This is a genomic window from Streptomyces sp. CLV115, assembly GCF_038448545.1.
Lineage (GTDB): Bacteria > Actinomycetota > Actinomycetes > Streptomycetales > Streptomycetaceae > Streptomyces > Streptomyces sanglieri.
This window is the reverse complement of record NZ_JBCEWQ010000128.1, coordinates 1-25,999: the sequence shown is the minus strand read 5'-3', so window position 1 is coordinate 25,999 and position 25,999 is coordinate 1. Positions and strand designations below refer to the sequence as shown.

At 72.5% G+C, this 25,999-nt stretch carries 22 protein-coding genes and 1 tRNA gene; 10 read left to right on the top strand and 13 right to left on the bottom strand.

Annotated features, from left to right (window positions below; translation table 11 throughout):
- Window positions 1-1,247 (top strand): MFS transporter (locus AADR41_RS31720; RefSeq protein WP_342285082.1); only part of this gene is annotated, 1,247 nt, incomplete at its 5' end.
- A gap of 102 nt (window positions 1,248-1,349) precedes the next feature.
- On the opposite strand, the gene AADR41_RS31715 is transcribed toward AADR41_RS31720, so the two are convergent.
- Together AADR41_RS31715 and AADR41_RS31710 are read right to left on the bottom strand one after the other, a co-directional pair.
- Window positions 1,350-2,879, bottom strand: coding sequence for an amino acid permease (locus tag AADR41_RS31715; protein WP_342285081.1), 1,530 nt, complete (start codon window positions 2,877-2,879; stop codon window positions 1,350-1,352).
- A 139-nt stretch (window positions 2,880-3,018) separates the two neighbouring features.
- Window positions 3,019-4,026, bottom strand: a complete 1,008-nt coding sequence (locus AADR41_RS31710; protein ID WP_342285079.1) for a hypothetical protein — start codon at window positions 4,024-4,026, stop codon at window positions 3,019-3,021.
- A gap of 442 nt (window positions 4,027-4,468) precedes the next feature.
- On the opposite strand from AADR41_RS31710, the gene AADR41_RS31705 reads away from it, so the two are divergent.
- The 3 genes from AADR41_RS31705 to AADR41_RS31695 are packed head-to-tail and all read left to right on the top strand — an operon-like array spanning window position 4,469 to window position 8,578.
- A complete protein-coding gene (locus tag AADR41_RS31705; protein ID WP_342285077.1) occupies window positions 4,469-5,902 on the top strand; it encodes an FGGY family carbohydrate kinase in 1,434 nt (477 codons plus the stop codon).
- A 19-nt stretch (window positions 5,903-5,921) separates the two neighbouring features.
- Window positions 5,922-7,346 (top strand): NAD(P)/FAD-dependent oxidoreductase, encoded by a 1,425-nt coding sequence (locus AADR41_RS31700; RefSeq protein ID WP_342285084.1) that lies wholly within the window; start codon window positions 5,922-5,924, stop codon window positions 7,344-7,346.
- Window positions 7,343-8,578 (top strand): NAD(P)/FAD-dependent oxidoreductase, encoded by a 1,236-nt coding sequence (locus AADR41_RS31695; protein ID WP_342285075.1) that lies wholly within the window; start codon window positions 7,343-7,345, stop codon window positions 8,576-8,578. Before AADR41_RS31700 ends, AADR41_RS31695 begins: the two co-directional genes overlap by 4 nt.
- A 7-nt stretch (window positions 8,579-8,585) precedes the next feature.
- Here AADR41_RS31695 and AADR41_RS31690 read toward each other — a convergent pair whose 3' ends face one another.
- Both AADR41_RS31690 and AADR41_RS31685 read right to left on the bottom strand, forming a co-directional pair.
- A complete protein-coding gene (locus AADR41_RS31690; protein ID WP_446751142.1) occupies window positions 8,586-9,098 on the bottom strand; it encodes a hypothetical protein in 513 nt (170 codons plus the stop codon).
- Window positions 9,099-9,213: 115 nt separating this feature from the next.
- The gene (locus AADR41_RS31685) at window positions 9,214-9,747 is read right to left on the bottom strand and encodes a DUF309 domain-containing protein (RefSeq protein WP_342285073.1); all 534 of its coding nucleotides are present in this window, start codon (window positions 9,745-9,747) and stop codon (window positions 9,214-9,216) included.
- Window positions 9,748-9,855: 108 nt separating this feature from the next.
- Between AADR41_RS31685 and AADR41_RS31680 the strand changes: the two genes are divergently transcribed.
- From AADR41_RS31680 to AADR41_RS31670, 3 genes are all read left to right on the top strand, one after another.
- Window positions 9,856-12,471, top strand: coding sequence for an ATP-binding protein (locus AADR41_RS31680; protein WP_342285071.1), 2,616 nt, complete (start codon window positions 9,856-9,858; stop codon window positions 12,469-12,471).
- A gap of 50 nt (window positions 12,472-12,521) precedes the next feature.
- Window positions 12,522-12,595 (top strand) — tRNA-Pro (locus AADR41_RS31675).
- Between the two features lie 256 nt (window positions 12,596-12,851).
- Entirely contained in the window at window positions 12,852-13,418 is a 567-nt protein-coding gene (locus tag AADR41_RS31670; RefSeq protein ID WP_342285069.1) for a GNAT family N-acetyltransferase, read from the top strand.
- A 194-nt stretch (window positions 13,419-13,612) separates the two neighbouring features.
- On the opposite strand, the gene AADR41_RS31665 is transcribed toward AADR41_RS31670, so the two are convergent.
- From AADR41_RS31665 to AADR41_RS31640, 6 genes are all read right to left on the bottom strand, one after another.
- Window positions 13,613-14,107: an FBP domain-containing protein gene (locus AADR41_RS31665; RefSeq protein ID WP_342285067.1), complete on the bottom strand. Its 495-nt coding sequence runs from the start codon at window positions 14,105-14,107 to the stop codon at window positions 13,613-13,615.
- Between the two features lie 55 nt (window positions 14,108-14,162).
- Window positions 14,163-14,675, bottom strand: a complete 513-nt coding sequence (locus AADR41_RS31660; protein ID WP_342285066.1) for a nucleotide triphosphate diphosphatase NUDT15 — start codon at window positions 14,673-14,675, stop codon at window positions 14,163-14,165.
- 136 nt (window positions 14,676-14,811) lie between these two features.
- Window positions 14,812-15,711: a hypothetical protein gene (locus tag AADR41_RS31655; protein WP_342285065.1), complete on the bottom strand. Its 900-nt coding sequence runs from the start codon at window positions 15,709-15,711 to the stop codon at window positions 14,812-14,814.
- Window positions 15,708-16,721, bottom strand: coding sequence for an SPFH domain-containing protein (locus tag AADR41_RS31650; protein WP_342285063.1), 1,014 nt, complete (start codon window positions 16,719-16,721; stop codon window positions 15,708-15,710). Before AADR41_RS31650 ends, AADR41_RS31655 begins: the two co-directional genes overlap by 4 nt.
- Before the next feature lie 90 nt (window positions 16,722-16,811).
- Window positions 16,812-17,630 (bottom strand): SDR family oxidoreductase, encoded by an 819-nt coding sequence (locus AADR41_RS31645; RefSeq protein ID WP_342285061.1) that lies wholly within the window; start codon window positions 17,628-17,630, stop codon window positions 16,812-16,814.
- Window positions 17,631-17,911: 281 nt separating this feature from the next.
- Complete coding sequence (locus tag AADR41_RS31640; protein ID WP_342285059.1) at window positions 17,912-18,535, bottom strand: TetR/AcrR family transcriptional regulator; 624 nt, start codon at window positions 18,533-18,535, stop codon at window positions 17,912-17,914.
- A 161-nt stretch (window positions 18,536-18,696) separates the two neighbouring features.
- On the opposite strand from AADR41_RS31640, the gene AADR41_RS31635 reads away from it, so the two are divergent.
- Both AADR41_RS31635 and AADR41_RS31630 read left to right on the top strand, forming a co-directional pair.
- Window positions 18,697-19,605 (top strand): phosphatase PAP2 family protein, encoded by a 909-nt coding sequence (locus tag AADR41_RS31635; RefSeq protein WP_342285057.1) that lies wholly within the window; start codon window positions 18,697-18,699, stop codon window positions 19,603-19,605.
- Window positions 19,602-20,573 carry a hypothetical protein gene (locus AADR41_RS31630; protein ID WP_342285056.1) on the top strand — a complete coding sequence of 324 codons (972 nt, stop codon included), beginning with the start codon at window positions 19,602-19,604 and terminating at the stop codon, window positions 20,571-20,573. Before AADR41_RS31635 ends, AADR41_RS31630 begins: the two co-directional genes overlap by 4 nt.
- A gap of 74 nt (window positions 20,574-20,647) precedes the next feature.
- Here AADR41_RS31630 and AADR41_RS31625 read toward each other — a convergent pair whose 3' ends face one another.
- A complete protein-coding gene (locus AADR41_RS31625; RefSeq protein ID WP_342285055.1) occupies window positions 20,648-21,196 on the bottom strand; it encodes a PadR family transcriptional regulator in 549 nt (182 codons plus the stop codon).
- 108 nt (window positions 21,197-21,304) lie between these two features.
- Window positions 21,305-23,320, bottom strand: a complete 2,016-nt coding sequence (locus AADR41_RS31620; RefSeq protein WP_342285053.1) for an NADPH-dependent 2,4-dienoyl-CoA reductase — start codon at window positions 23,318-23,320, stop codon at window positions 21,305-21,307.
- Between the two features lie 251 nt (window positions 23,321-23,571).
- Here AADR41_RS31620 and AADR41_RS31615 point away from each other — a divergent pair, with 251 nt between their 5' ends.
- Window positions 23,572-24,099, top strand: coding sequence for a DoxX family protein (locus AADR41_RS31615; protein WP_342285051.1), 528 nt, complete (start codon window positions 23,572-23,574; stop codon window positions 24,097-24,099).
- 70 nt (window positions 24,100-24,169) lie between these two features.
- Here AADR41_RS31615 and AADR41_RS31610 read toward each other — a convergent pair whose 3' ends face one another.
- The gene (locus AADR41_RS31610) at window positions 24,170-25,786 is read right to left on the bottom strand and encodes a chitobiase/beta-hexosaminidase C-terminal domain-containing protein (protein WP_342285049.1); all 1,617 of its coding nucleotides are present in this window, start codon (window positions 25,784-25,786) and stop codon (window positions 24,170-24,172) included.
- Window positions 25,787-25,999: the final 213 nt, after the last annotated feature.

Here is a 25,999-nt window from a genome sequence, read left to right as displayed (position 1 = left end):
CTCCCGCCCGTACCCGTCCCCCCGGCACCGGGCAGCCGCGGCGAGCCGGACGCGCGCTGCTGCGTCACCGGCCGTTCGCGCTGCTGTGCGGGGAACAGATCGCCAGCTCCGTCGGGCGCCAGGTCACCACCCTGGCGCTCGCGCTGCTCGCCGTCACCCGGCTGGGGGCGGGCCCCTTCGGCGCCTCCGCGCTGATGGCGCTGAGCTACCTCCCCGGTGCGCTGCTCAGCCCGTTCGCCGGGGTACTGGTCGACCGGGCCCGGCTGCGCGCACTGACCGTGCTCCTCACCGTTCTTCAGGTGCTGGTCGTCGGCTCCGTACCCCTGGCGGACCTTCTCGGACGGCTCGGGCTGCCCCAGCTGTACCTGGTGGCGACCGCGTCCGGCGCGCTGACCTCCATGCTGGCCGTCGCCCTTCAGGCGGCCCTGCCCCGGGTCGTGCACCCCGAACAGCTGCTCTCCGCCAACTCCGCGCTGACCGGCGCCCGTACCACCGGGCAGATCGGGGGCCCCGCCCTCGGCGGTGTCCTGGTGGGCCTGACCGGGGCCTCCACCGCCCTGCTGGCCGCCTGCGCGGCGTACGGGATCGAGGCACTGCTGCTCCTCGGCCTGCCCGTGGCCCTCAACTCCCCGGCCCAGCAGGCCCGTCGCGAGAAGGAGTCCCGAACGGCCGCGCTGCGTGCCGGACTCGAAGTGGTGCGCGGTGAGCGGCTGCTGCGCCGGCAGGTGCTCGCCGGGGCCGGGTTCAATCTCGGCAGCGGAGCCGCCGACGCGCTCTTCGTGCTCTACGCCACCCGCGATCTCGGTCTGCCGGCCTGGCAGTTGGGGACGGTCTACGCCGCGTTCAGCGTCGCCACCGTACTCGGAGTGCTGCTGGCCGGCCGGTTCGCCGCCACCATCGGGCTGGCCGGGGCGACCCGGATCTGTGCCGTGGTGGCCGCCCTCGCGATCTTCCTGATCCCGGGCGCATCCCTGGGCCCGGGGTTCCCGGCGCTGCTGGCGTACCAGTTCGTCTTCGGTCTCGCGGCCACGGTCTGGGCCATCTCCATGACCACCACCCAGCAGCTGATCACACCGGCGGAACTCCAGGGCCGCGTCGCAGGGGTCCTGCAGGCCGCGCTCATCGGCACGGTGCCGATCGGTGCGCTCGGCGGCGGTGCGCTAGCCGCCTGGCTGGGCAGTGTGCCGGTGCTCACCGGCGGGGCGACGGTGGCGCTCCTGGCCGCCGCCTGCCTCTGGCTGCCGTAGCGCCGTACGCGGCGGGAGAAGACTCCACCACGCACGCGGCCCTCCCGGGCCACCGCCTGCCGGGCGGGCGGCTCCGGGAGGGCCGGCGGGAATCGGGCCGGATCAGACGATGCCTTCCTCGATCTCCGCCTGCTCGCGGGCGTTCCCGTACGCCGAAGGAGTGCTGTACGAACGGCGGGCGACGAACCACCACACGGTGGCCAGGACCAGCACCGCGATCAGCGCGATCGACGCGTAGTTCATCGAGTCGACCGTCACCGGGGAGGACTGCGGGAGCAGGAACAGCACGGTCACGATCGCGACCCACACCACGGCGATCCAGCCGATCGGCCTGCTCCAGCGGCCCAGGTGCCACGGCCCGCGTTCGAACCGGCCGCCGGCACGCAGCTTCAGGAAGATCGGGATCGCGTAGGCGGGCGTGATGCCGATGACGTTGATCGCGGTCACCGCACCGTACGCGGTGGCGGAGTACAGCGAGGGCAGTGCGAGCACACCGGCGACGGCCACCGACAGCCACACCGCGTTGACCGGCGTCTGGGTGCGCGCACTCACCTTGCGCCACAGCGCCGAACCCGGCAGGGCGTTGTCCCGGCTGAACGCGAACACCATCCGGCTCGCGGCGGCGACCTCGGCGTTGCCGCAGAACAGCTGCGCCGCGATCACGATCAGCAGCATCGCGGTGGCCCCGGAGGTGCCCAGCGCGTCGATCAGGATCTGGGCCGGTGGCACCCCGGTGGCACTCTTCTGGGTGCCCACGTAGTCCTGGATGGCGAAGGTCAGCCCGGCCAGCAGCACGAAGCCGGCGATCCAGGAGACCCAGATCGCGCGGACGATGCCCTTGGCCGCCGTCACGGAGGCGTTCGACGTCTCCTCCGACAGATGGGCCGAGGCGTCGTAGCCGCAGAAGGTGTACTGAGCGAGCAGCAGACCGATCGCCGCCACGTACAGCGGATTGTGCCAGCCGGTGTCATTGACGAACTCGGTGAAGACGAACGACGGCGACTGGTGGTGCGAGGGCACGACCGCCAGCACGGTGACGATCACCGCGACACCGGCGAGATGCCACCACACGCTGATGGAGTTGAGCACGCTGACGAGGCGGACACCGAAGAGGTTCAGCACGGCGTGCAGCAGCAGGATGCAGACAAAGATGATCATTGTCTTGCCCGGTGTGGGGGTGAATCCCCACTGGAGGTTCATCAGCGCGCCGGTGAACAGCGCCGCACCGTAGTCGATGCCCGCGATCGCACCCAGCAGACCGAGCAGATTCAGCCAGCCCGTGTACCAGCCCCACTTGCGGCCGCCGAGCCGGTCGGCCATGTAGTACAGCGCTCCCGAGGTCGGGTAGGCGCTGGTGACCTCGGCGAGCGCCATGCCGACACAGAGCACGAAGAGTCCGACACCGGCCCAGCCCCAGAGCATCACCGCCGGGCCACCGGTCGACATGCCGAAGCCGTACAGGGTCATGCAGCCGGACAGGATCGAGATGACGGAGAAGCTGATGGCGAAGTTGCCGAAGCCTCCCATCCGGCGCGCGAGCACCGGCTGATAGCCGAGTTCGCGCAGCCGCTCCTCCTCGTCCTTCGGCGGGGTCGCCTCCGCGCCGGACTGGGTCGGGGTGGATATGGACATCGGGAGAACCTCCGTGAGCGGGTTGTGAGCCGTGGGACGGCCGTGATCCGTGGGCTGGTTGTGATCCGTGAGCGGGTGTGAAGGGGCGGACGGGGATCGGTTCGGGACGGGTGGAGACGTGGCACCGCGGTGCCGTCGCTCAGCGCTGCTTCCCCCGTCCGGGGTCGCGGGAGACGGAGAGACAGCGGGCGCGGGCGCGCAGGAACACGTCCTCCGCGTCTCCGGGGCCCTTGCGGCCACGGGTGCGGTACGCCCATGGAACCGAGGTGAAATAGGGGCCCAGTTCCTCGAACACCGATGCCGCGTCGGCGAATTGAAGAGCTCCCCACAGGGCGTGGGCCAGGTGGTTGAGGTCGAGCAGGGAGTGCGAGAGCGGTGGTGTGCGGCGGAACCAGAGCTCCAGCGCACGGGCCGCGTCCCGCTCCGCGTCCTCGGTGACCCAGTGCAGGTCGAGGGCCTTCTCGTGGCCCTGCTCGCGGCGGTAGCGCTCGACCCGCACATACAGCGGCAGTACGTGCAGCGCGGAGCCGTCCGGTGCCGCGGACGCGGCCCACTGGACGAAGTTGACGGCCTCCGAGAGGGATCCGCCGGCCTTTCGCGCGTACACGAACTGGAGCATCCGGTGGTAGGCCTCGCGGTTGCACGGATCGCGCTTGTCGGCCTCGGCCAGCAGTCCCCACGGACCGGGGAAGAGCATCGGCCCCGGCGGGTGCAGCCGGTGCTCCTCCAGCTGCTGGTGTTCGTCCAGCTGGGACAGGGCGAGCAGGCACACCCAGGGCACCGGGTCCGCGGGCGAGGCGTTCGCCGCGGTCCGGCACGCCTGCCAGGCCTCCGACCACAGCTCCTGGGCCCGGTGGTGGGTCTCGCGGTGGGCGCGTACCGCCCGTTCGACGACGACCCGCGCGTGCATCACCGCGGCGGCGGTGCTCCGGGGGTCCTCGGCCAGCCAGGCCTGCACCGCGTCCGAACCGGCGGCGACCGCACCCAGCACCTGGGTGCGCTGGGTCCACAGGGTCCAGTCCGGCGTGCGCTCCAGCAGATTGCGCATGGACATCCAGCGTCCGGTGCGCAAGTCCTGTAACGCGACCCGCAGATCGTTGTCATGGCCGGCCGGGTGGTAGACCGGCCGGAAATCACTGTTGGCCATGGACTCGTCCTGCTCCTGGGCGACAGGGCGGCACACGGCGGTCGGGAGATCTCCTCAGCACGTCACGCAACCCGTTGGTGGCGTGGAGCCCGTGCAGCTGCGGAAGGCCTGGGCGCCGGTGGTCGGGGGCTCGGGGCAGGGTGTCGGTCTCATCAATCCTCAAGGACGTGGGGGGTGAAGCAGCTGTTGAAAATCGAACTGCCCTAAAGCGTCCGGTTGTTGCTCGGCGGTGAGTGTAAGGCCAGTCACTCCGAACCCCGGACCGATTCGCGGATCTTACTCAAGTCGGCTGATTCACCAGGACGTTGAAAGATGTACCGGTTGTTCCGGTCGTGTCCTCGACAGCCCTTGACGTACGCGGTGGTCTGCACCACTCTGGGCGGCGAGTTCAGTGATCACGATTCCGTTCAAGCCGCAGAGCTTCCGCACCGCTGGAGAGTCGATGACAGGCCCGGTACTCGCCGTGGACCAGGGCACGTCGGGGACGAAGGCTCTGGTGATCTGCCCCGAGCGCGGTGTGATCGGTTCCGCTTCCGTGCCGGTGAGACCGCGGCACGGCGCCGGGGGAGTGGTCGAGGCCGACCCCGCCGAACTGCTCGGCTCGGTCGTCGAAGCGGGTCGCCGGGCGTTACGGGAAGCCGCCGAACCGGTGGTCGCGGTCGGCCTCGCCAACCAGGGCGAGACAGTGCTCGCCTGGGACCGGGAAACCGGACGGCCGCTCACCGACGCGATCGTCTGGCAGGACCGGCGTGCCGCCTCGGTCTGTACCGAACTCGCCTCGCACGACGAAGAGCTGACCGCCCTCACCGGGCTGCCGCTCGACCCGTACTTCGCCGCCCCCAAGATGGCCTGGATCCGCCGGAAGCTCACCCGCGAGGGCGTCGTCACCACCAGCGACTCCTGGCTCGTCCACCGGCTGACCGGCGCGTTCGTCACCGATGTGGCCACGGCGGGCCGCACCCAACTGCTCGACCTCGACCGGGCCGGCTGGTCGCCCCGGGCCCTGGAAGTGTTCGGCCTCGGTGACGAGAACCTGCCGGACGTCGTCGACTGCGACGGCACGGTCGGCACGACGACCGTTTTCGGCGGCGAACTCCCGCTGACCGGACTGCTCGTCGACCAGCAGGCGGCCCTGCTCGCCCAGAACGCGCTGGATCCGGGCAACGCCAAATGCACCTACGGAACGGGTGCCTTCCTGCTCGCCCAGACCGGGCCCGCCCCGCGCCGCGGCTCCACCGGACTGGTCAGCTGCGTCGCCTGGCGGCTCGGCGGCCGTACGAGCTACTGCCTCGACGGGCAGGTCTACACCGCCGCGTCCGCCGTCGACTGGCTCACCGGCCTGGGGGTGATCTCCGGCGCGGCCGACCTCGACCCGGTCGGCGCGTCCGTCCCCGACTCCGGCGGCGTCACCTTCGTACCGGCACTCGCCGGCCTCGCCGCCCCCTGGTGGCGCGGCGACCTGCGCGGATCGGTGACCGGCCTCGGCCTCGGCACCACCCGGGGCCATCTGGTGCGCGCGCTGTGCGAAGGCATCGCGGCCCAGGTCGTCGAACTCGCCGAGGCGGCAGCCACCGACCTCGGCTCACCGCTGACCTCGCTCCGCGTCGACGGCGGCCTGACCCGCTCCGGACTCCTCATGCAGACCCAGGCCGACCTGCTGCAACGGCCCGTAGAGGTGTCCGCGCTGCCCGACGTCACCGCACTCGGTGTCGGAGCCGTCGCCCGGCTCGGCCTCGACCCGCGACTCCCCGTCCGGCAGGCCCTGCCCGACTGGAAGCCCGCCGCCGTGTACGAGCCCCGGATCGGCGCCGACGAGGCGGCCGAACGGCTCGCCGGGTTCCGGACCGCCGTACAGACCCTGCTGGACCATGCCTGAGACGTACGAGAGCCACCCGATGCCCCTCACGGTCACAACGGCCGGTGAACTCACCGCCGCCGAGCCGCCCGGTGCCCCGCCCTACGACGTGACCGTCGTCGGCGCGGGCGTCGTCGGCACCGCCATCGCCCGCGAACTGGCCCGCTACCGGCTGCGCACCGCACTCCTGGACGCCTGCGACGACATCGGCAACGGCACCTCCAAGGCCAACACGGCCATCCTGCACACCGGTTTCGACGCCGTACCGGGTTCCCTGGAAGCCCGGCTCGTACGCGAGGGACAGCACAGCCTGCGCGCGTACGCTGCCGAGACCGGCATCCCCGTCGAACGCGTCGGAGCCCTGCTCGTCGCCTGGGACGAGGAGCAACTGGCGGCACTGCCGGCCCTGTCCGCCAAGGCGGAGCGGAACGACTACCACGCGGCACGCCTCCTGGACGCGGAGGAACTGCGTGCCCGCGAACCCCGTCTGGGACCGGGCGCCCTCGGCGCGCTCGAAGTCCCCGACGAGAGCATCATCTGCCCCTGGACCACCCCACTGGCCTACGCCACCCAGGCCGTGCGCGCCGGAGTCCATCTGCACCTCAACTGCCGGGTGCGGCACATCGACAGCGACGACGAGGTCCACACCCTCACCACCACCCGGGGGCCGCTGCGCACCCGCCACCTGATCAACGCCGCCGGACTCCAAGCCGACGAACTCGACCGGGAACCCGGCCACGACGACTTCACCGTCACTCCGCGCCGCGGCCAGCTCATCGTCTTCGACAAGCTCGCCCGCGATCTCGTCGACCACATCCTGCTGCCGGTGCCCACCGCCGCCGGCAAGGGCGTACTGGTCGCACCGACCGTCTTCGGCAATGTGCTGCTCGGCCCCACCGCCGAGGACCTCGACGACAAGACCGCCACCGGATCGACCGCCGAGGCGATCGCCCTGCTCCGCGAGAAGGGCCGCCGCATCCTGCCCGGACTGCTCGACGAGGAAGCCACCGCCGTCTACGCCGGACTCCGTGCCGCGACCGGCCAGGAGGACTACCGCATCCGGTCCCGGCCGGAGCGGCGATGGATCACCGTCGGCGGCATCCGTTCCACCGGACTCACCGCCTCGATGGCCATCGCCGCACACGTCGTCGAACTGCTCGGGGACTCGGGCCTCGCCCTCGGCACCCCGTCCGAACTGCCGTCCGTCACCATGCCCAACCTCGGCGAGGCCTTCCCGCGCCCGTACCAGGACGCCGAACGGATCGCGGCGGATCCCGCGTACGGCACGCTGGTCTGCCACTGCGAACGGGTCTCCGCCGGCGAGATCAGGGACGCCCTGGCCGGCCCGGTGCCGCCGCACTCCCCGGGCGGTCTGCGGCGCAGGACGCGAGCCGGGAACGGGCGCTGCCAGGGGTTCTACTGCGGGGCCGCGGTCCGCGCGCTCTTCGAGGAGGCCCGGTCATGACCCGCCGTGAGCGGACCGTCGACGTACTGATCGTCGGGGGCGGCCCGGCCGGCCTCGGCGCCGGGGCCGAACTCGCCGCGTCCGGCGCGGGCCGCGTCGAGATCCTGGAACGCGAACAGGTCGCGGGCGGCATCCCACGTCACTGCCGGCACGGCGGATTCGGCGGCCGCACCATCGGCCGGGGAGGCGCGACCGGGCCCGCGTACGCCCAAGGCTGCGTGGCCGCCGCCGAACGCGCCGGAGCCGTCCTGCGCACCGGTGTCACCGTCACCGGCTGGGCCGGACCGCTGACCGTGGACACCACCGCACCCACCGGGCTCGAACGGATCACCGCCCGCGCGGTGATCCTGGCCACCGGCGCCCGCGAACGCCCGCGCAGCGCCCGCCTGGTCCCCGGCAGCCGCCCGCCCGGCGTCTACACCACCGGCGAGCTCCAGCAGGCCGTCCACCTGTACCGGCAACGCATCGGCACCCGGGCCGTCGTCGTCGGCGCCGGGCCCATCGGCCGTGCCGCGGCCGACACCCTGCGCATCGCGGGTGTGGACGTCGTCGCCATGGTCGGCGACCGGCCGGTTCCCCGGCTCACCGCCCTGACCCGGACCGGCGAGCGGACCCCGGTCCTCGGCCGCACCACCGTCACCGCCCTGACCGGCCGGGAACGGCTCACCGGAGTCCTGGTGCGCCACCACGACGGCCGGACCGCGACCCTGCGCTGCGACACCGTCGTCTTCACCGGCGACTGGATCCCCGATCACGAACTGGCCCGGCACGGCGGCATCACCCTCGACCCCGGCACCCGCGGCCCCGCGTACGACGCGTCCCACCGCACGGACCGCACCGGAGTCTTCGCCGTCGGCAACCTGCTGCACGGTGTGGAGAGCGCGGGCGTCGCCCTCGCCGAGGGCCGGGCCGTCGCCGCGCCCGTGCTCCGCCACCTGGCAGCCGGAGAATGGCCCACCGGACGGCCTTCCATCGCGGTCGGATCCCCGCTGCGGTGGATCGCCCCGAACCTCGTCGGCCCGGCCGGCGACCTCCCGCTCCGGGGCCGCCTCACCCTGCGCACCGACCGGCCGCTCACCGCGCCGCTGCTCGTCGTACGCCAGGACGGCCGGGAGCTCCACCGGCAGCGGCTGTTGCTGCCCGCCGTCCCGGACCGCCCGTTCCACCTGCGCGGCGACTGGCTCGACCGGGCCGATCCGCACGGCGGAACCGTACGGATCTCGGTGCGTTGACCGTACGTCAGGGAATCAGCAGCCAGTCCGAGCCGATCGCCGCGACCAGGCCGAGGGCCAGCAGCCAACTGCCGAGCCGGGTGCGGCCGTTGCGGCTCAGCTCGATCACGATCCCGCACAGGATCAGCGCGAGCCCGTACACCCCGACCACCAGGACGGACGAACGGCTGGCGATCCGCAGCGCGAGGACCACCGCCATCGCGGCCATGCCGACCGAGGAGAGAACCACCCGCAGCCGTCTCGCCTGGCGCGGCGTCAGCTTCCGGCCCTCGTTCTCCTCGTCCGCCCCCGGCTCCGGCTCCGGCTCCGTCTTCGCGACAGTCCCGGTCCCGGTCCGGGGCCCGGCCTCGGCCTCGGAGTCGGCCTTGGAACCGGCCTTGGGCTCGGCCTCGGAGTCGGCCTTGGGCTCGGCCTCGGAACCGGTCTTGGCCTTGGGCTCGGCCTTGGAACCGGCCGCGGAACCGGTCTCGGGGACGGGTATCGGAGTGCCCACGGCCTGGTCCTGGTCAGAAGTGCTCATGACGCGCGATCGTAATGGGTACGGGCGACCCTGTTCACCGCTCCGGGTGACGGGCGGCGCAATATGACGCTGCGCCGGCGCGCGCCGCAGCCCGGTCCTCGGCGCCACGATCCGGCTAGCGCGCCGGGGGCCGCAGACACGGCGCCTCGGCGATCGCGTCCACCGGCCTGCCGCGCACGCCGCCACGCACCGCCCCGCCACCGGCCGCGCTGTCAGCCGCCTCCACCCGCCCCGCCAGCTCCCCGGCCCAGCCGATCAGCCCCTCGACGCCGATCCCGTACGGCCGGGCTCCGGCGAACTTTGCGAGTGCCGCCGCCCCGCGCCGCAGCAGCCGGGCCCCGCCCGTCGCGTTGCCCCGGGCCGCATGGGTCAGCCCCACGGCCAGTTGCGCGAGACCGCGCCACAACTCCCGCTCCGCCACCGGGCCCGACTTCCACGCGTCCTCGAACACCTCGTGGGCATGGAACGGCATTCCCGCGTCCAGCAGCCGCTGCGCCTCGCGCACCGTCTCCTCCGGGGTGCGCACCACCCCCTCCGGCTGCCGTTCGACCCCCGGAGCCCCGTAGGGAAGGGGGCGTCCCAGCCCGTCGCGCGGGCGGGCGTTGCGCGCACGCCCCTCGATGTCGCGGTCCCTGCCAGTCTCTTCCACGCCACGATTGTGCCCCGCACCTGCGGCGAACTGTCCGAACCACTGTCCGTGGACCCCCGGACACGACTAGTGTCGAAAGCCATCCGTACCACCCTGGGGAGGGTAGGCATGAAGCCGTCCCGGCCGCTGTACGAGCGCGAACCGGAACTCGCCGCCGCCACACAAGCCGTGGACGCCCTTTGCGGCGCCCAGGCCGTCGGCGGGCTGCTGATCTTCAGCGGCGAGGCAGGCATCGGCAAGACGGCGCTGCTCGCCGAGATCCAGACGATCGCCGCCGACCGCTGCACCGTCTGGTCCGCGCGAGGCGGCGAAACCGTCACCTCCGTCCCGTTCCACGTCGTGCGCCAACTGCTGCAACCCGCGCTCGACCGGTTCCCGCCCGACGAGGTGCGGGCCCTGTTCGGGTCCTGGTACGAGATCGCCGCACCCGCCCTCGGACTGGCCGAGCCCTCCGGCCCGCAGCCCGACCCGCAGGGTGTCCGCGACGGCCTCGACTTCGTCGTGGCCCGGCTCGCGTCCCGGCTGAGCCACCGTCCGCTGCTGCTCATCATCGACGACGCGCACTGGGCGGACGGCGAATCCCTCGCCTGGCTCGCCTCGTTCACCGCCCGCCTCGGTGAACTGCCCGTCCTGGTGGTCCAGGCACACCGGCCGGAGGAGCTGGCCGCGCGGCAGAAGGAGAGCGGACCGGGCAGCGCCCACCCCTCCCAGGTCCGGGTCGCGCTGCGCGCACTCACCCCCGACGCCACCGCGGAACTGGTCCGCGCGGCCCTCGGTGAGCACGCCGACGACCCGTTCTGCCGCGAGGTCTGGGCCGTCACCGGCGGCAATCCCTACGAGGCGGTCGAACTCGTCGCCAAGGTCCAGGACCGCGAACTGGCACCGCTGGAGGAGTCGGCCGGACTGCTGCGCGAGCTCGGTGCCTCGGCCCGCGGCAGCGGCCTCGTGGCCCGGCTCGAACGACTCGGCACCAACGCCAACCGGTTCGCCTGGGCCGCCGCCGTGCTCGGCACCGACATCTCCCAGGACCTCGCCGCCACCCTGGCCGGCATGAGCTCCGCGGAGGCCGCCGACTGCACGGCGCGGCTGCGCGAGGCCCGTATCGTCACCGGCTTCGATCCCCTGGAGTTCGTCCACCCGCTCATCGCGAGTGCGGTGTACCGGTCCATCCCGCCGGCCACCCGCACCGCCTGGGCGATCACCCGCGCCGGACTCGGTCCCGCGGCCGCCTCCCGCCACCTGCTCGAAGTGCACCCGGACGACGACCAGGAACTGGTCGAGCAGCTCCGCGAAGCGGCCAAACAGCACCTCGCCGTCGGCGCCCCGGAAGCCGCCCGCCGCTGCCTCGAACGAGCCCTGCAGGAACCACCGCGCCAACGCGTGAAGGCCACCCTGCTGTACGAACTGGGCTGCGCCACCCTGCTCAGCTCCCCGGCCACCACCGTCCAGCACCTGCGCGACGCCCTCGAAATGCCCGGTCTCGACGTCGACCAGCGGGTCGACGCCACCTACCGGCTCGCGGCCGCGCACTCGCACAACAACCAGCTCAAGGAAGCGGCGAGCGCCCTCGCTGCGGAGGCCGCCCGCACCGCCCCGGGCCCCGGCCTGATGCGGCTCCAGGCGGCCCACTTCCTCTGGGAGGGCATGCAGGCGGGCGAGGAGGACGGGCCCGGCCGTTCCGGTCGCCTCGCCCGGAACGCCGACCATCTGCAGGGCCGCGACAACGCCGAGCGCGCCCTGCTCACGCTCCGCGCCTTCGACGCCATGCTGCGCGGCGAGAACTCCCAGCTGATCGTCGATCTCTGCGAACGTGCCCTGGTCGACGGCCACCCCGCCCGGGGCCTGGGCTGGACCGACTCGGAGTGGGGCTTCGAACTGCCGACCCTCGTCGGTATCACCTACGCCTTCACCGACCAGCTCGACCGGGCCGAGCAGCTCTTCGGCGAGGCCGTCCGCGCCTTCGAGATCTCCGGCTGGAGCGGCGCGCACCTCGCGTTCGCGCACACCCTGCTCGGACTGGTCCACCGCCGACGCGGACGTCTCGCCGAGGCCGAGGGCTTCCTGCGCGAGGGACTGCGCCTCGCCGACCGCGTCGGCAGCGGACTTCCGGTCCACTGGGACGCGGCCTGCCTGCTCATCGACACCCTGGTCGCCCGCGGCCGGGTCACCGAGGCCCGCGAGATCGCCGACCGCTACGCCTTCGGCGCGCCCTACCCGAGCGCGATGGTGCTGCCCGACGGCCCGTGCGTACGCGGTCGGCTGCTGCTGGCCGAAGGCCGTACGAAGGAAGCCGTCGTCGAACTCGAAGCGGCCGGCCAGGCCCTCGAACCCCGAGGCAGGTTCAACGGGGTGTGGGCACCCTGGGCCGGCGACCTGGCCCGGGCCCTGGCCGAGGATGACCCGGCCCGTGCCGCCCAACTCGCCGCCACGGCCCGGGTGCACGCCGAGCGCTTCGGCACGGACACCGCGATCGGTGAGGCCCTGCGCTGTGTCGCCCTGTTCGCCGCCCCCGAGGACGCCACCCACCTGCTGGCCGAGTCGGTCCGCCACCTGGAGGCATCCCCGTCCGCTTACGAACACGCGCTGGCCCTCGTCGACTACGGCATCGCGATCCGCTCACCGCGCGAACTGGCCCGGGCCCACAAACTGGCCACCGCATGCGGTGCGGAGTCCCTGGCAAACCGCGCCCACCAGGCACGGGCGTCGATCCGGTCCTCGGAGTGAGGTAATGTTTGTCCTGCGAGCCCACCGGGGAACACCGGGGGGAACCGCATCGGGACGTGGCGCAGCTTGGTAGCGCACTTGACTGGGGGTCAAGGGGTCGCAGGTTCAAATCCTGTCGTCCCGACTTGTTGAGAGTCGCAGGTCGAAGGGTCGTTCCAGAGAAATCTGGAGCGGCCCTTCGGTCGTTCCCGGGCCGGTCGGGAAGTCGGGCGCCCGGCTTCCTGCGCCCTCGCCGAAGTCGTACAACCGCTGCGCCCGCGGACCGAGTTGCCCCGTGCCCTGCCGGATTCCCAGCTGCTCGACGCTCCGCTCGTCGCCGGCCGACCGGCGATATTCGGCAGGGGCCTTCGTGACGGCACCCGGCAAGGCACGATCGGCACATGGAGAATCAGTCGAGAACCTTACCCACTGCCCCTGTTCGCCTGGCCGGGCAGAACATCGTGCTCAGAGAGTGGGACGATACAGACATTCCCGCATTGATCGAGATGTACGACGATCCGGAGATCAACCGCTGGACGCCCGTACCCTCACCGTTCGACGAGGACGCCGCCCGCGCGCACCTCGGCAAGGCCGGTGAGGCCCGGGCCGAGGGCCGTCGTGTGCAACTGGCCATCACGGCCGACGGCGGGCAGCCGCAGGGCGAGGTGCTGATCTGGTGGGACGACCTCGACGACCGGGACATCGAACTCGCCTACGGCGTCGGGCCCCGGTTCCGGCGTCGGGGGCTGGCGTCCGCAGCCGTCACGGTCGCCACCGGGTACGCCCTTCAGCACTGTGGGGCGAGGCGCGTGCTGCTCCGGATAGAGGTCGACAACGGCCCGAGTGCCGCCGTGGCGCGATCGGCGGGATTCGCGCCCACCACGGACGAACTCGTCGCGCGGGAGGCGAAGGGGCGGCGAGTGCTGCTGCGGACCTGGTGCCACGGGAGCGGCGAACCGGCGCCCTGACCCGCCTCGGTGTCACCCCCGAGCCGCCCGGACGCCCCGGGCCGCTCGGGCCCACCGCGCTGGAACGAAGCAGGCCGAACGGGGCAGGGCGCGGCGGTCTCCGGGAGGCGTGCCGAGCCGGCAGCCGGTCCTTCCGCCCGCACCCTCACCGCCGGCGTCCCTGCCCGAAGGCGCTCAAGGGGTCTGCCGCCGCCTCAGTCGAAGAGCTTGTCCAGGAACGCGTCGAGGTTGCTCCTGGTCCGCTCCACCTGCTCCGCCATCGTCAGGGACTCCTTGAACCGGGAGCCGGGCGCCGCGGTCTTCCTGCCCCGGACATACAGCGAACAGGCGAGGTCGGTGCAGATGTACAGCCCGACCGAATTGCCCTCGCGCCCGGCCGCGCCGGTCTTGCGGGCGGTCATCAGCGATACGCCGCTCCCCGGGTGGGTGGTGAGGCAGAGCGAGCACATGCTCCGATGGAGGAAGCCGCGCTGCTGGGAGGGGAAGCGGAGGGTCACGCCGATGAGCTCGCCCTCGCGTTCGGTGACGATGTAGCTGCGCCCGGGCGCGGAGAGATCCCGCCACCCCAGGAAGTCCAGATCGTCCCAGGGCTGCTCCTCCAGATCGCGGGGGAGCGGCAGACGCTTGGCCTCCCCCTTGGAGCAGTTGACGAACGATGCGCGGATGTCCTGCTCGGTCACGGCCTTCATGCGAGGGACGCTAACTCTGCCTACGACCACTAGGCAAATGATTAATGGGGCAAGGTTATGTATCGGTCCCGGCGGCCCCCGCGCCGTCCGCGATCATCAGCCGGTGCGCGGGCGGGTGCTCGATCGACAGGTCCGGGCGCCAGGCCGCGAGCACCTGCGCGGAGGGGGCGAACAACGGCCCGGGCAGGGCGTCGGGCGCCGTCCACCGCCAGGCGTCGATCAGGTGCGGTTCGGTCACCCGCGGAGCTCCCGACCGTACGGTCACCTCGGCGCCCATCGACACCCGGTTGATGCCCCCGACCACGTCGTGGAGCATGGCGAAGACGCGTACGGCCGCCGCGTCGGCCTCCAGCCCCGTCTCCTCGCGCAGCTCACGGACGGCCGCCTCGGCGATCGACTCGTGCGTCGGGTCGACCTTGCCGCCGGGCAGTTCCCAGGTTCCGCCGTGGTGCCTGCCGAGGAGGATCCGTCCCCGGCCGTCCTGTACGACAACCCCCACCCCGAGCGCCGCCTGCGCCTTCGGCGGGCGGGTGTTGCGGGAAGAGGCGTCCGCGGGTGTGGTCGTCATGGTGCTCCCTGTGTTCCTCGCAGGCGGGGAGGGGCGCGGGCGCGGGGCCCGGCACTCCGGTCGTACGAGGCAGCCTACGGACCACCGCGGTGCCGCACGCCGCGCGGGCCGCACCGCGGAGCGACGGCCGGGAGATTCAGACGGTCAGGTGCAGTGAGGTCGCCGAGATGCCCAGCCGCACCGTCTGCCCCCATGTCAGTTCCAGCGCGTCCGTCTCCATCCCGTCGCCGAAGACCACCAGCCGGTCGGACTCGACGGTGAGTCTCAGCCCCTCTTCGCGCCCCAGCTCGCCCGCGACCTGCGAGGTGCCGGTCACGGGCGACGGCCAGGCCTCGCGGACGAACCAGATCAGGCGCGGGTCGGTGGGCGCCGGAAGGCGGAGTTCGCTGTGGCGTTCCTGCCACAGCGAGCGGATCCATCCCGTGGCGCCGGTGCCGGTGCCGACGAGTACGCCGGAGGAGGCCTGCGGCTCGACGGGCGCGTCGGGGGCGTCCGGGCCGATCCGGTAGCGGGCGGTCTGATGGCCGGGCGGGCCGAGGTAGATCTCGTTGAGGGCGAGGAGGCGCTGGGTGTCGTCGGACACCGCCTCGACCATGGTGAGTTCGTCCGCCGTGCCGCCGGGGGACACGGCCGCCCGGAGCAGGGCGGCCGCGTCGCCGGGCCGGTGACGGACGAGCACGCCCGGATTGCGCCCGGGGTCGGTGTCGATGCCCACCACGGGCTGGCCGGAGAGGTACTTGGCGGCGTTGGCGACCAGCCCGTCCTGACCGACGACGACCACCACGTCCTCCGGCCCGAAGAGGAAGCGGTCGAGATCCGCGCGCTCCACCCGCGACTGACGCCACTGCAGCGGTACGGCCGCCGCCACGTCGGCCAGTGCCTGCCGGCTCCGCCGGTGCCGCTGTGTCACCGGGTCGATGGAGCGGCCGCGGCTGGACAGGAAGAAAGCGGCCTGCCCGTGTGTGCCGTGCCGGGCCAGCAACTCCTCGTACTCGGTGGTGCGGTGGACCAGTACCGCGCGCGGGGCGAGGCTCATGCTCGGGTGTCCGGGCCGGCGCCGCCGAGCTTGCTGAGCAGTCCGGTGAGCACATCGGGGGAGAGGGTGAGGTTGTCGATGTGCGGCAGGTTCTCGGCGAGCCTGGTCGCCGCCAGGGCGTGCAGGGTCGCGGCCTCCACTTCGCCGTGCACCCGCAGCCAGGCCGCCTGGGACTCCGCCCGTGCGGCGCCGACCTCGCGGGCCGCCTCGGCCTCGGCGCGGGCCAGCCGCACCTTGCGTGCTGCCTCGGCCTCGGCGCGCACCCCGTCGGCCGCCGCGTTCTCCTCGGCCTCGCGGCGGGTGTTGGTACCGCGCTGTTCGACCAACTGCTCTTCCCTGCGGGCCAGTTCGATCTGGCTGGCGAGCTCGTTCTCGGCGATGGCCCGTTCCCGTTCCACGGCCACCGCGCGGCGCTCGTAGGTGGCCCGGTCGGCCTCCTGCTGGATCTGCTCGCGGGCGGGGGTGCGCAGGGCGCGCTCCACCTCGGCCTCGGGGCGGATCGCCACCACCCGTACCGCGACCACATCGATCCCGGTGGCGGGCAGCCGCGGTTCGGCGGCGAGCCCTGCCGCGACCCGGTCGCGTACCGATGCGACACCGTCGACCAGCGCCTCGGCCAGCGCGGTCCTGGCCAGTACGTCCAGGGTGTGCTGCTGGGCGGTCTCGGTGAGCAGGGTGGCGATCTGCTCCAGCGGCGCACCGCGCCAGACCCCGGTGTCCGGGTCGACCGAGAAGTCCAGCCGGGCGGCCGCCTCGGCCGGATCGCTGATCCGGTACGTCACGGTGGCCTGCACGGTCACATCCTGGAAGTCGGAGGTGCGGGCGTGGAACGCCATCGCCAACTCCCTGTCGTTGACCGGTACTTCCGAGAGTGCGGCGCTCAATGACCGGTACCAGAAGCTCAGCCCGGGCCCGTCGTGTGCCAGCCGGCCGCGCTTGTGGTGGCGGATGTGCGCGGTGGGCGCGGAGCGCAGATGGCGCCAGCCGAAGCGCCTGGTGATGTCGGCCATGTCGGGCCCCCTCTTTTTCTCGTCATGGGGACGATAAAGGGGGGCGCGGTTATCGTCAAGGGGACGAGAAAAGGTTTTTCCGCCGCTGCCTCAGCGCGGCTCCCGCGGCCGGGGTGCTCCGGGCCCGTCACCCGGTCCGCCCTTCGCCGCGAGGAACCTCGCCGGCACCTCACCCCCGCCGTGCACCGCCAGGTCGGCGCCGTTGACGTACCCGGCCAGATCGCCCGCCAGGTACAGGCAGGCGCGCGCCACGTCGTCCGGCGCCGCCATCCGCCGCATCGGGACGACCCCGGCCACCGCGGCGCCGCCGTCCTCGCCGTAGACCGACGCCGCGCTCCGTGTGCGGACGAGCCCGGTCGTGATGTGGTTGACCCGCACCTTCGGTGCCCACTCCAGGGCCAGCGCCCGGGTCAGCCCCAGCAGGCCGGCCTTCGCCGCCGTGTACGCGGCCGTGCCCGGCTGCGGGGTGTGCGCGGAGACGCTGCCTATGTTGACGATCGAGCCCCCGTCGCGTTGTCCCTGCATGATCCGGTTGGCCGCCTGCGACACGTAGAACGGGGCCAGCAGATTCAGGGCGACGATCTTCTCGACGAAGCGCGGTGACACCGTGGCCGCGTCCGCGTCGGGGGAGCCGCCCGCATTGTTGACGAGCACGTCCAGCCGTCCGAACCGCTGCACCGCCGCGTCGGCCAGCCCGGCGGCGGCCGCCGGGTCGCGGACGTCGGCCGACCGGAAGTGCGCCCGGCGTGTGCCGCTTCCGGGCAGCTCCGGTGGTTCGCCGCGGCCGCAGACCAGCACCTCCGCGCCGGCGGCGAGGAACGCCTCGGCGATCGCGGCGCCGATGCCCTTCGTGCCGCCGGTGACGATCACCGCTCGTCCCGTGAAGTCGATGGGATTGCCGATGTCCATGGATCCGCCCCGCCGTTCTCCGGAATGCGTGCGCGGCCGAGCTCCGCGCCGGTCGGTCGGTCGAGAGAATCTACCAACTGTTTGTTTGGTGGACTAGCCGTCGGTCCGGCCGGGCGCGACGGCGGTGTGCGGGGGTGCGCGGGGCTGGGACCGCGGGCGGCCGGTGACTCCCCAAGGGGTCACCGGCCGCCCGGATGGTGCGCCGCCCCCGTCCCCACGGTGCGGCGCCGGCGGGCCGTCGTCATCCGCTCGGGCGACGGCCCACGTCTGGGGGGCGGTCCTCAGGCCGAGGACGCGCCCAGTCCGAGCGAGGGGAGGATCGCGTTGTTCACGAAGCGGGTGAGATACGCCTCGTCCGCGTACTTCCCCTCCAGCAGCGGCCGGACGCGCATCGCGCCGAGGAGCTGCGCGGAGACGAACTCCGCCGCCGGGTTGTCCGCCGGGATCTCGCCACGCTCCGCACCGCGCCGGACCATCTCGTCGATCGTCGCGAGCCCGGGCAGGATCAGCGCCTCGCGCAGCGCGCACAGCAGCTCGGGGCTCTGCAGTGCGGCATGACTGAGCGCGTGCATGAGGGGAGTGTCGCGGCCGGAGCCCGCACCGATCGCCCGTGCCGCCTCACGCAGATCCCCCGCGAGCGAGCCGGTGTCGATGTGCGGGAGCAGTGCCTGCCGGGTGCCGTGCAGCGCGGCCACGACCAGTTCGGGCTTGGAGCCCCACTGCCGGTAGAGCGTGGACTTGCCGCAACGGGTCCGGGAGGCCACCCCTTCCATGGTGAGCGCCTCGTAGCCGGACTCTCTCAGCATGTCGAGCACCGCCGCGTAGAACTCCTGCGCCCGCTCCGGTGTGATCTTCGAGCGGCGTGGCGTCTGTGCCGGTCCCGGCGCGGTTTCCTGCGACGACATGTGTCTTCCCTCCCGGCGAATCTGCGACGAGGTCTTCGATACGCCAGTGTACCGATACGCGCGTGTACCGATACGTTCGCGTATCGGTACACTGGCGTATCGATACGGCGTGGACTGGACCATGCCGCCGTAACACCGCTTCGTCAGCAAAGGGGCACCGGGTGATGTACGCCGGTAGCGAGCCAGCAGATCGGGAGCCGGACAGTTCTGCCCGACCGCCCCTCGTCCGCGAACTTCTCCTGGTCGTGGGACTCTTCGTGATCTACAAACTCGGCCGGCAGGCCGCGAACGGTCATGTCGACGAGGCGTATCGAAACGCCGGGAACGTCTGGGACTTCGAGCGTTCCGTGCACCTGCCGGGCGAGGCCGCGGTGCAGAGCCTGCTGCTGCACGACGAGACGCTGATCCACCTCGCGAACACCTACTACGCGACCGTGCACTTCCCGGCCACGCTGCTCTTCCTGGTGTGGCTCTACTGGCGCCGCCCGCGCCACTACATGTGGTCGCGCCGCATCCTCGCCGCACTCACCGGCGCCGCGCTCGCCCTCCACCTCCTCTTCCCGCTCGCCCCGCCGCGACTGCTGGCCGCCACCGGACTGGTCGACACCGCCCAGGTGTACGGACCGTCGGTGTACGGGGCGACGCCCGCGACCGACTCGATGGCGAACCAGTTCGCCGCGATGCCCTCCCTGCACTTCGGCTGGGCGGTGATGGTCGCCGTCGGGCTGATCGTCGCGACCCGGTCGCGGTGGCGCTGGCTGTGGCTGCTGCATCCGCTCGTCACCCTGCTGGTGATAGTCGGCACGGCCAACCACTACTGGCTCGACTCGATCGTGGTGTCCGCGCTGCTCGCGGTGGCCTTCGCGGCGCTGCGGCTGCCGCGCACGGACCCGGTACCGGCACACCTCCCGTGGCTGCCCGCGCCGGGCGAACCCGTGCCGTCGGCGCTGCCCGGGACCGCCGAGCCCGCGGTCTCCACCGGTTACGCCGGTTACGCCGGTTACGCCGGTTCCCGGACGTACTCCTCGTCGCCGTACACCTCCAAGGGCCCGACCGGAGCACGGCGATGAACGCCACCGTGATCGCGGTCGCGCTGTCCCTGGTCTCCGCCGCCGCCTACGCGTCGGCCGCGGTGGCGCAGGCCCGGCTCGCCGGACGGACCGAACCGGGCGCCGGGGTACTTCGGCTGCTGGGCCGAGGCGCCTGGTGGTCGGCGGTCGCGCTGAACGCCGGGGGTGCGCTGCTGCACGTCGCGGCGCTCAAGTACGGCCCGCTCACCCTCGTCCAGCCGCTCGGCGCCCTCACGCTGGTCGCCGCGGTCCCGCTGGGCGCCAGGGCCGCCGGTCGCCGGGTCACCCGGACCGAGTGGCGTGGCACGATCCTCACCCTGCTCGGCCTCGGCGCCCTCCTGATGACCGCGGGCGGCGCCGCCCCGCACGAGACACTCAGCCTGCCCGAGGCGCTGGCCGTCGGGGCCGGAACGATGGCGGTCGTCGCCGGCCTCGGCCGCCCGGGTGCGCGTCCGGGCCTGCGGCACGCGGCGGCCTCCGGCATCACGTCCGGGGTCGCCTCCGCGCTCACCCAGACCCTGACCGTCTCGGTCACCGACCACACCGGTCCGCTGTTCAGCTGGCGCCTGGTCGTCGTCGCGCTGCTGGTCTCCGCGTTCGCGATGAGCGGGCTGCTGCTCTCCCAGACCGCCTACCGCGGCGGGCTCGGCGCGCCCCTGGCCGTCGTCACCCTCGCCAACCCGGTGGCCGCCGCGGCCATCGGCCTCGCCCTGCTCGGCGAACGCCTCCAGGGCGGTGCGACCAGCCTTCTCCTGGCACTCCTCGGGACGGCGGCGGCCGTGCGGGGCGTCATTCTGCTCAGCCGCGCCCAGGCGCGGACCTCGGCCCCCGGTGACCGGGCCGTGGCGGCCCCGGTGCCGCCGGCCGGGCCACCGTCACGCGTGGTGACCGGGAGCCGGGCGACGGCGGGCGGCCGAGTGCTGCGCCCGGAACTCGAACTCGACCGGGTGCCGGTGGGCGGGTCGTAGCGGGCCGGGAGCGGTGGGCGGTCCGGCTCCCGGGGCGAGTGGTACGCGGCGTTGCCCGGCCCGTCGCCCCGCCCTCAGCCGCCCGACGGACCGGGCTTACCGTCCTCGCCGAGCGCCCGGGTCAGCCAGCCGATCCAGAAGTTCTCCAGGTCGATGCCGCCGCGCAGCACCAGGTGCCGCAGCCGGTCCTCCTCGGAGTCGCGTCCGGGCGGGAAGTCCCGCTCCTCGATCTCCAGATACTCCGCCAGCTGCTCGCGGTGCAGGGCCAGGTGGCGGCGGAGTTCCGCGTCCAGGCCGGGGGCTCCGACGACCGCCGCCGCCCGCATGCGCAGCAGCAGCGGATCCCGGACCTGCTTGGGGTCCTCCGGGCGGGCCACCCAGGCGCGGAGCGCCTCGCGGCCGGCCGGCAGCACCTCGTACTCCTTCTTCCGGCCGCGGGCCGGCTGCGCCGAGGGCAGCGCCCGGATCCGGCCGGCCTGCTCCAGCTTCCCCAGTTCCCGGTAGATCTGCTGGTGGGTGGCGGACCAGAAGTAGCCGATCGACCGGTCGAACCTGCGGGTCAGCTCCAGCCCGGACGACGGCTTCTCCAGCAGGGCGGTGAGAATCGCATGGGGGAGTGACATGGGGTGCATCCTATGGACGGCCGGCCGTGACCCGGCGCGGCAGTGGCCTCATGGACGCCGCGACCTCGTGGTGTGCGGGCCGGTCCACGAGGCCACGGCGACCGTGCGTCAGAGTGCGGCCGCGAGCTCCGTGCCCTGGCGGATCGCCCGCTTGGCATCCAGTTCGGCGGCCACATCGGCACCGCCGACGAGATGGGCCGGGCGGCCCGCCGCGAGCAGCTCCTCGTACAGGTCGCGGCGCGGCTCCTGACCGGCGCAGAGCACGATCGTGTCGACCGGCAGCAGGTGCTGTTCCCCGTCGACCGTGAGGTGCAGACCCTCGTCGTCGATCCGGTCGTAGGCGGCGCCCGCGATCGTCGTGACGCCGCGGTGCCGCAGTTCGGTGCGGTGGATCCAGCCGGTCGTCTTCCCCAGCCCCGCACCGACCTTGCCGGTCCTGCGCTGGATCAGGTGGACGGTCCTGGGCGTCTTCGGACGCTCCGGGGCGCGGAGCCCGCCCCGCTCGCGGTACTCGGTGTCGACCCCCCACTGCCGGAAGAACACCTCGGGGTCGCGGCTCGCCGCGTCGCCCGAGTCGGTCAGGAACTCGGCGACATCGAAGCCGATGCCGCCCGCCCCGATGATCGCGACCCGTTCGCCGACGTGCGCCCGGTCGCGCAGGACGTCGAGGTAGCCGACCACGCTGGGGTGGTCCTGGCCGGGGATCGCGGGGGAGCGCGGAGTGACACCGGTGGCGAGGACGACCTCGTCGAAACCGGCGAGCGCGCCGGCCGTGACCCGCGTACCGAGCCGGAGCTCGACCTTCTCCTCCCGGAGCCGGGTACGGAAGTAGCGCAGCGTCTCGTCGAACTCCTCCTTGCCGGGAACCCGGCGCGCCACGTTCAGCTGGCCGCCGATCTCCTCGGCCGCGTCGAACAGCGTCACCTCGTGCCCGCGCTCGGACGCCGAGACGGCACACGCGAGCCCGGCGGGCCCGGCACCCACGACCGCCACCCGCTTCACGGTGCGGGTCGGCGACAGGGTGAGTTCGGTCTCGTGGCAGGCGCGCGGATTGACCAGGCAGGAGGTGACCTTGCCACTGAAGATGTGGTCCAGGCAGGCCTGGTTGCAGCCGATGCAGGTGTTGATCGCGTCGGCGCGGCCCGCGGCGGCCTTCGCGACGAAGTCGGGGTCGGCGAGGAACGGCCGGGCCATCGACACCAGATCCGCCCGCCCCGAGGCGAGGACCTCCTCGGCGACCTCGGGCGTGTTGATGCGGTTGCTCGTCACCAGTGGTACGGAGAGGGCTCCGCGCACCTTCTCGGTGACCCAGGTGTAGGCGCCGCGCGGCACCGAGGTGGCGATGGTGGGGATGCGGGCCTCGTGCCAGCCGATCCCGGTGTTGATGATCGTCGCACCCGCCGCCTCGATCTCGCGGCCGAGCCGCACGACCTCCTCCAGCGAGGAACCCCCCGGAACCAGGTCCAGCATCGACAGCCGGTAGATCAGGATGAAGTCGCTGCCGACCCGCTCGCGGACCCGGCGCACGATCTCGACGGGGAACCGGATGCGGTTCTCGTACGAGCCGCCCCAGCGGTCGGTGCGGTGATTGGTGGCGGCGGCGATGAACTCATTGATCAGATAGCCCTCGGAGCCCATGATCTCGACCCCGTCGTACCCGGCAAGGCGCGCCAGCTCGGCCGCCCTGACGAAGTCCTCGATGGTCTCCTCGACCTCGTCGTCGTCGAGGGCGTGCGGGGTGAAGGCGCTGATCGGCGCCTGGATCGCGCTCGGAGCCACCAGGTCGGGGTGGTGCGCGTACCGCCCGAAATGCAGGATCTGCATGGCGATCCGGCCACCCGCCGCATGGACGGCCGAGGTGACCCGCGCGTGCTGCTCGGCCTCCGCCTCGTCCGTCATCTTCGCCCCGCCGGGGAAGGAGCAGCCCCGGGCGTTGGGGGCGATGCCACCGGTGACCATCAGCCCGACGCCGCCCCGGGCGCGCTCCGCGTAGAAGGCGGCCATCCGCTCGAAGCCGCGCTCGACCTCTTCGAGACCGATGTGCATCGAGCCCATCAGCACCCGGTTGGGAAGGGTGGTGAACCCCAGGTCGAGCGGGCTCAGCAGATTCGGGTACGGGCTCATGCGGCGGCTCCTCGCGCAGTGTCGTCTGCGCCAGTTGTAGACCACCGGAACGGCATTGTGCAACAAGTTGCACAATGGCGTGGGTCTCACCCGGGCGTGCCTCGGCGGCGCGGGTGGGGCATCCCCCGAACGGCGTAGCACCGGGACGCACCGGTGCCCCGCTCCACGGAAGGTGGAATGGCGGCATCCGCCCGGCACGGCGTGGTTGCCCCTCCTGCTCCACCCGCCCCCGAACCCCTGCGGAGACACCCATGGCCTGCCTCGACCGGCGTGACCTCGGCCTGCTCGCCCTGCGCGTCGGCACCGGCGCGGTACTGGCCGCGCACGGCACCCAGAAACTGGCCGGGTGGTTCGGCGGCGGGGGCATCGAGGGAACCACGGCCGCGATGGAGGCGATGGGCTTCCACCCGCCGAAGCACAGCGCGGTCGCCGCCGGGCTCGGCGAGGCCGGCGGCGGAGTGCTGCTGGCCCTCGGCCTCGCCACCCCGGCGGCCGGAGCGGCCGCGGCCGGGGCGATGGCGGGGGCCGTGGCCGTCCACGCACCCGCCGGATTCTTCGCACAGGGCGGTGGCTACGAGTACCCGGCGTTCCTCGGCTTCACCGCCGCGACGATCGGCCTGACCGGGCCGGGGCGCTACTCCGTCGACGCGGTCACCCGGCACGCCTTCAATCAGCCGTGGATGGTGGCCCTGGCCTTCGCGGGCAGTGCCGTCGCGGCGGCGGCCGTGGTCGGCAGGCGTGCCAGGGGACGGGTCGTGATCGACCCCGACACGACCTGACCGGACCGCGCCGAAGGCCGGGTCGGGACCGGGCGGCACCCCGGGAGGGAGCCGCCCGGTCCCGGCCCCGCTACTTGCGGAAGGTCAGCGAGGCGGCCCGGGAGGCGTTCCCGTACGCGTCGACGGCGACGACCCGGGCCACGTACCGGCCGCCGCGGACCGTGCCCGGCACCGGGATGTCCAGGCTGTTCGGGCGGGGCATGAAGTAGTAGTCCGAGAGGACCTTGGACGAGACGACCGAGGCGCCGGTCGCGGCATCGGTGACATCGACCTCGTAGTGGTGGACCATCTGGTCGTCGGTGGCCTGCGCGATCCGCAGCGCCGTGCCGCCCTTGGCGTCATGGACCCGGGACAGCGGCTTGCGGGTGGTGAACTTCGGCGCCACGGTGTTGCGTTCGGCGTCCGTGTAGCGGAAGTTGTCCTTGATCTGCCGGCCCGTCGAACCCTTGAGCCGCACGGTCCAGGTGGATCCGCCGAGGGTGCCCGCGCTGGCGTACGGCGGCTGCCAGTTCGCCGACCACTGGCCACCGGTGTAGATGTCGTGCTTGTCCGCGGCCATGTTCACCCGCGCCATCTCCGTACGGTCCTTGTAGACCTCGACGAAGAGCGCCTGGGCGGTGGGCGACTCGAAGCGGTCGGCGAGACCGTCGTCGGTGACCATCTGGTAGCCGTGGTCGACCTCGATGTACGACATCGAACCGTCGTTGACCGAGGTGAAGTCGCGCTGGTGGATCGAGCGGTCGTCGTTGATGTTCAGATGCGAGTGGCCGGAGAAGAGAATGGCCTGCGGGAAGGCGCTCAGGTCCTCGGCGAGCCGCGGGTTGGAGGCCTGCTGGCCGTCCATCGTCGTCCCGGTGGTGGGCCGGTGGCCCTGGACCAGGACCGGCTTGCCCGCGTAGGCCCGGTCGGCGGTGATCGCGGCGAGCCGCCCCTTGAGCCAAGCGCGCTGGGCGGTGTCGGAGTTGTACGTCTCGGCGTTGACCGTGAGGACGTGCAGTCCCTTCACGTCGGACTCGTAGTAGCCGCCGCCGGAGTCGGGGAACCAGGCCTTGGGATAGCCGGCCCGGATCGCGGCGAGGCTCGCGTCGTGATTGCCGTTGGAGATCAGCAGCTGGGTGCGGGTCATGCCCTTGCGGGCGAGATTGGCCTGGAAGATCTCGGAGACGATCCTGTGGTCGGGGCCCTTGCCGTCACCGTTGTCGTTGATCATGTCGCCGTTGGACAGGATCGCGTCGGGCTCGGGGAAGATCGACCCGATGGTGTCGAAGAAGCTCTCGTACTTCTTGTCGGCGGTCGCGTGGCTGCCGACGTGCACGTCGGACATGACGACGAGCCGGGCGAGCGGCTTCTCCCGCGTCTTGATCAGATAGCCGTAGGACACCGGGACGCTGCTCAGCCTGCCCCGGAAGGCGACCGCGGTGACATTGGTGTCCTTCTTGATCCGCAGCGGGCGGCCGGCGGAGTAGGCGCGGCTGTCACGGGTCGGGGTCGTGCCGTCCAGCGTGTAGCGGACGGTGGTGCCGCGCTCGGCCCGGAACTTCAGCTCGACGGAGTGCTCGTACCGCCCGCCCGGGATGCTGACGCCGGGTGCGGCCGGGGTGTGCGCGCCGGGGGCGTCGGCCTGCGCGGCGGTCGGGGCGACGAGCGCGACGGACGTCGCGGCGATCACGAGAGGGGTGATTCTCACGGGGGTACCTGTTCTCCGGCCCGGGAAGTCCGTCTGGATTCCCGGCCTGGTCGCATAACGGATGAATAACCGGTCTGAACCAGAGACGTTAGGTGTCGTGAGTCAGGCAGCGGTGCGGCCCGGTCGACTTCCCGGTGAAGTGATCATGAATGTCTGGCTGGGCACGGGCGGGTGGCGACGACTCGGCGGCCGGGGCTGGGTGGCGGTCGGGAG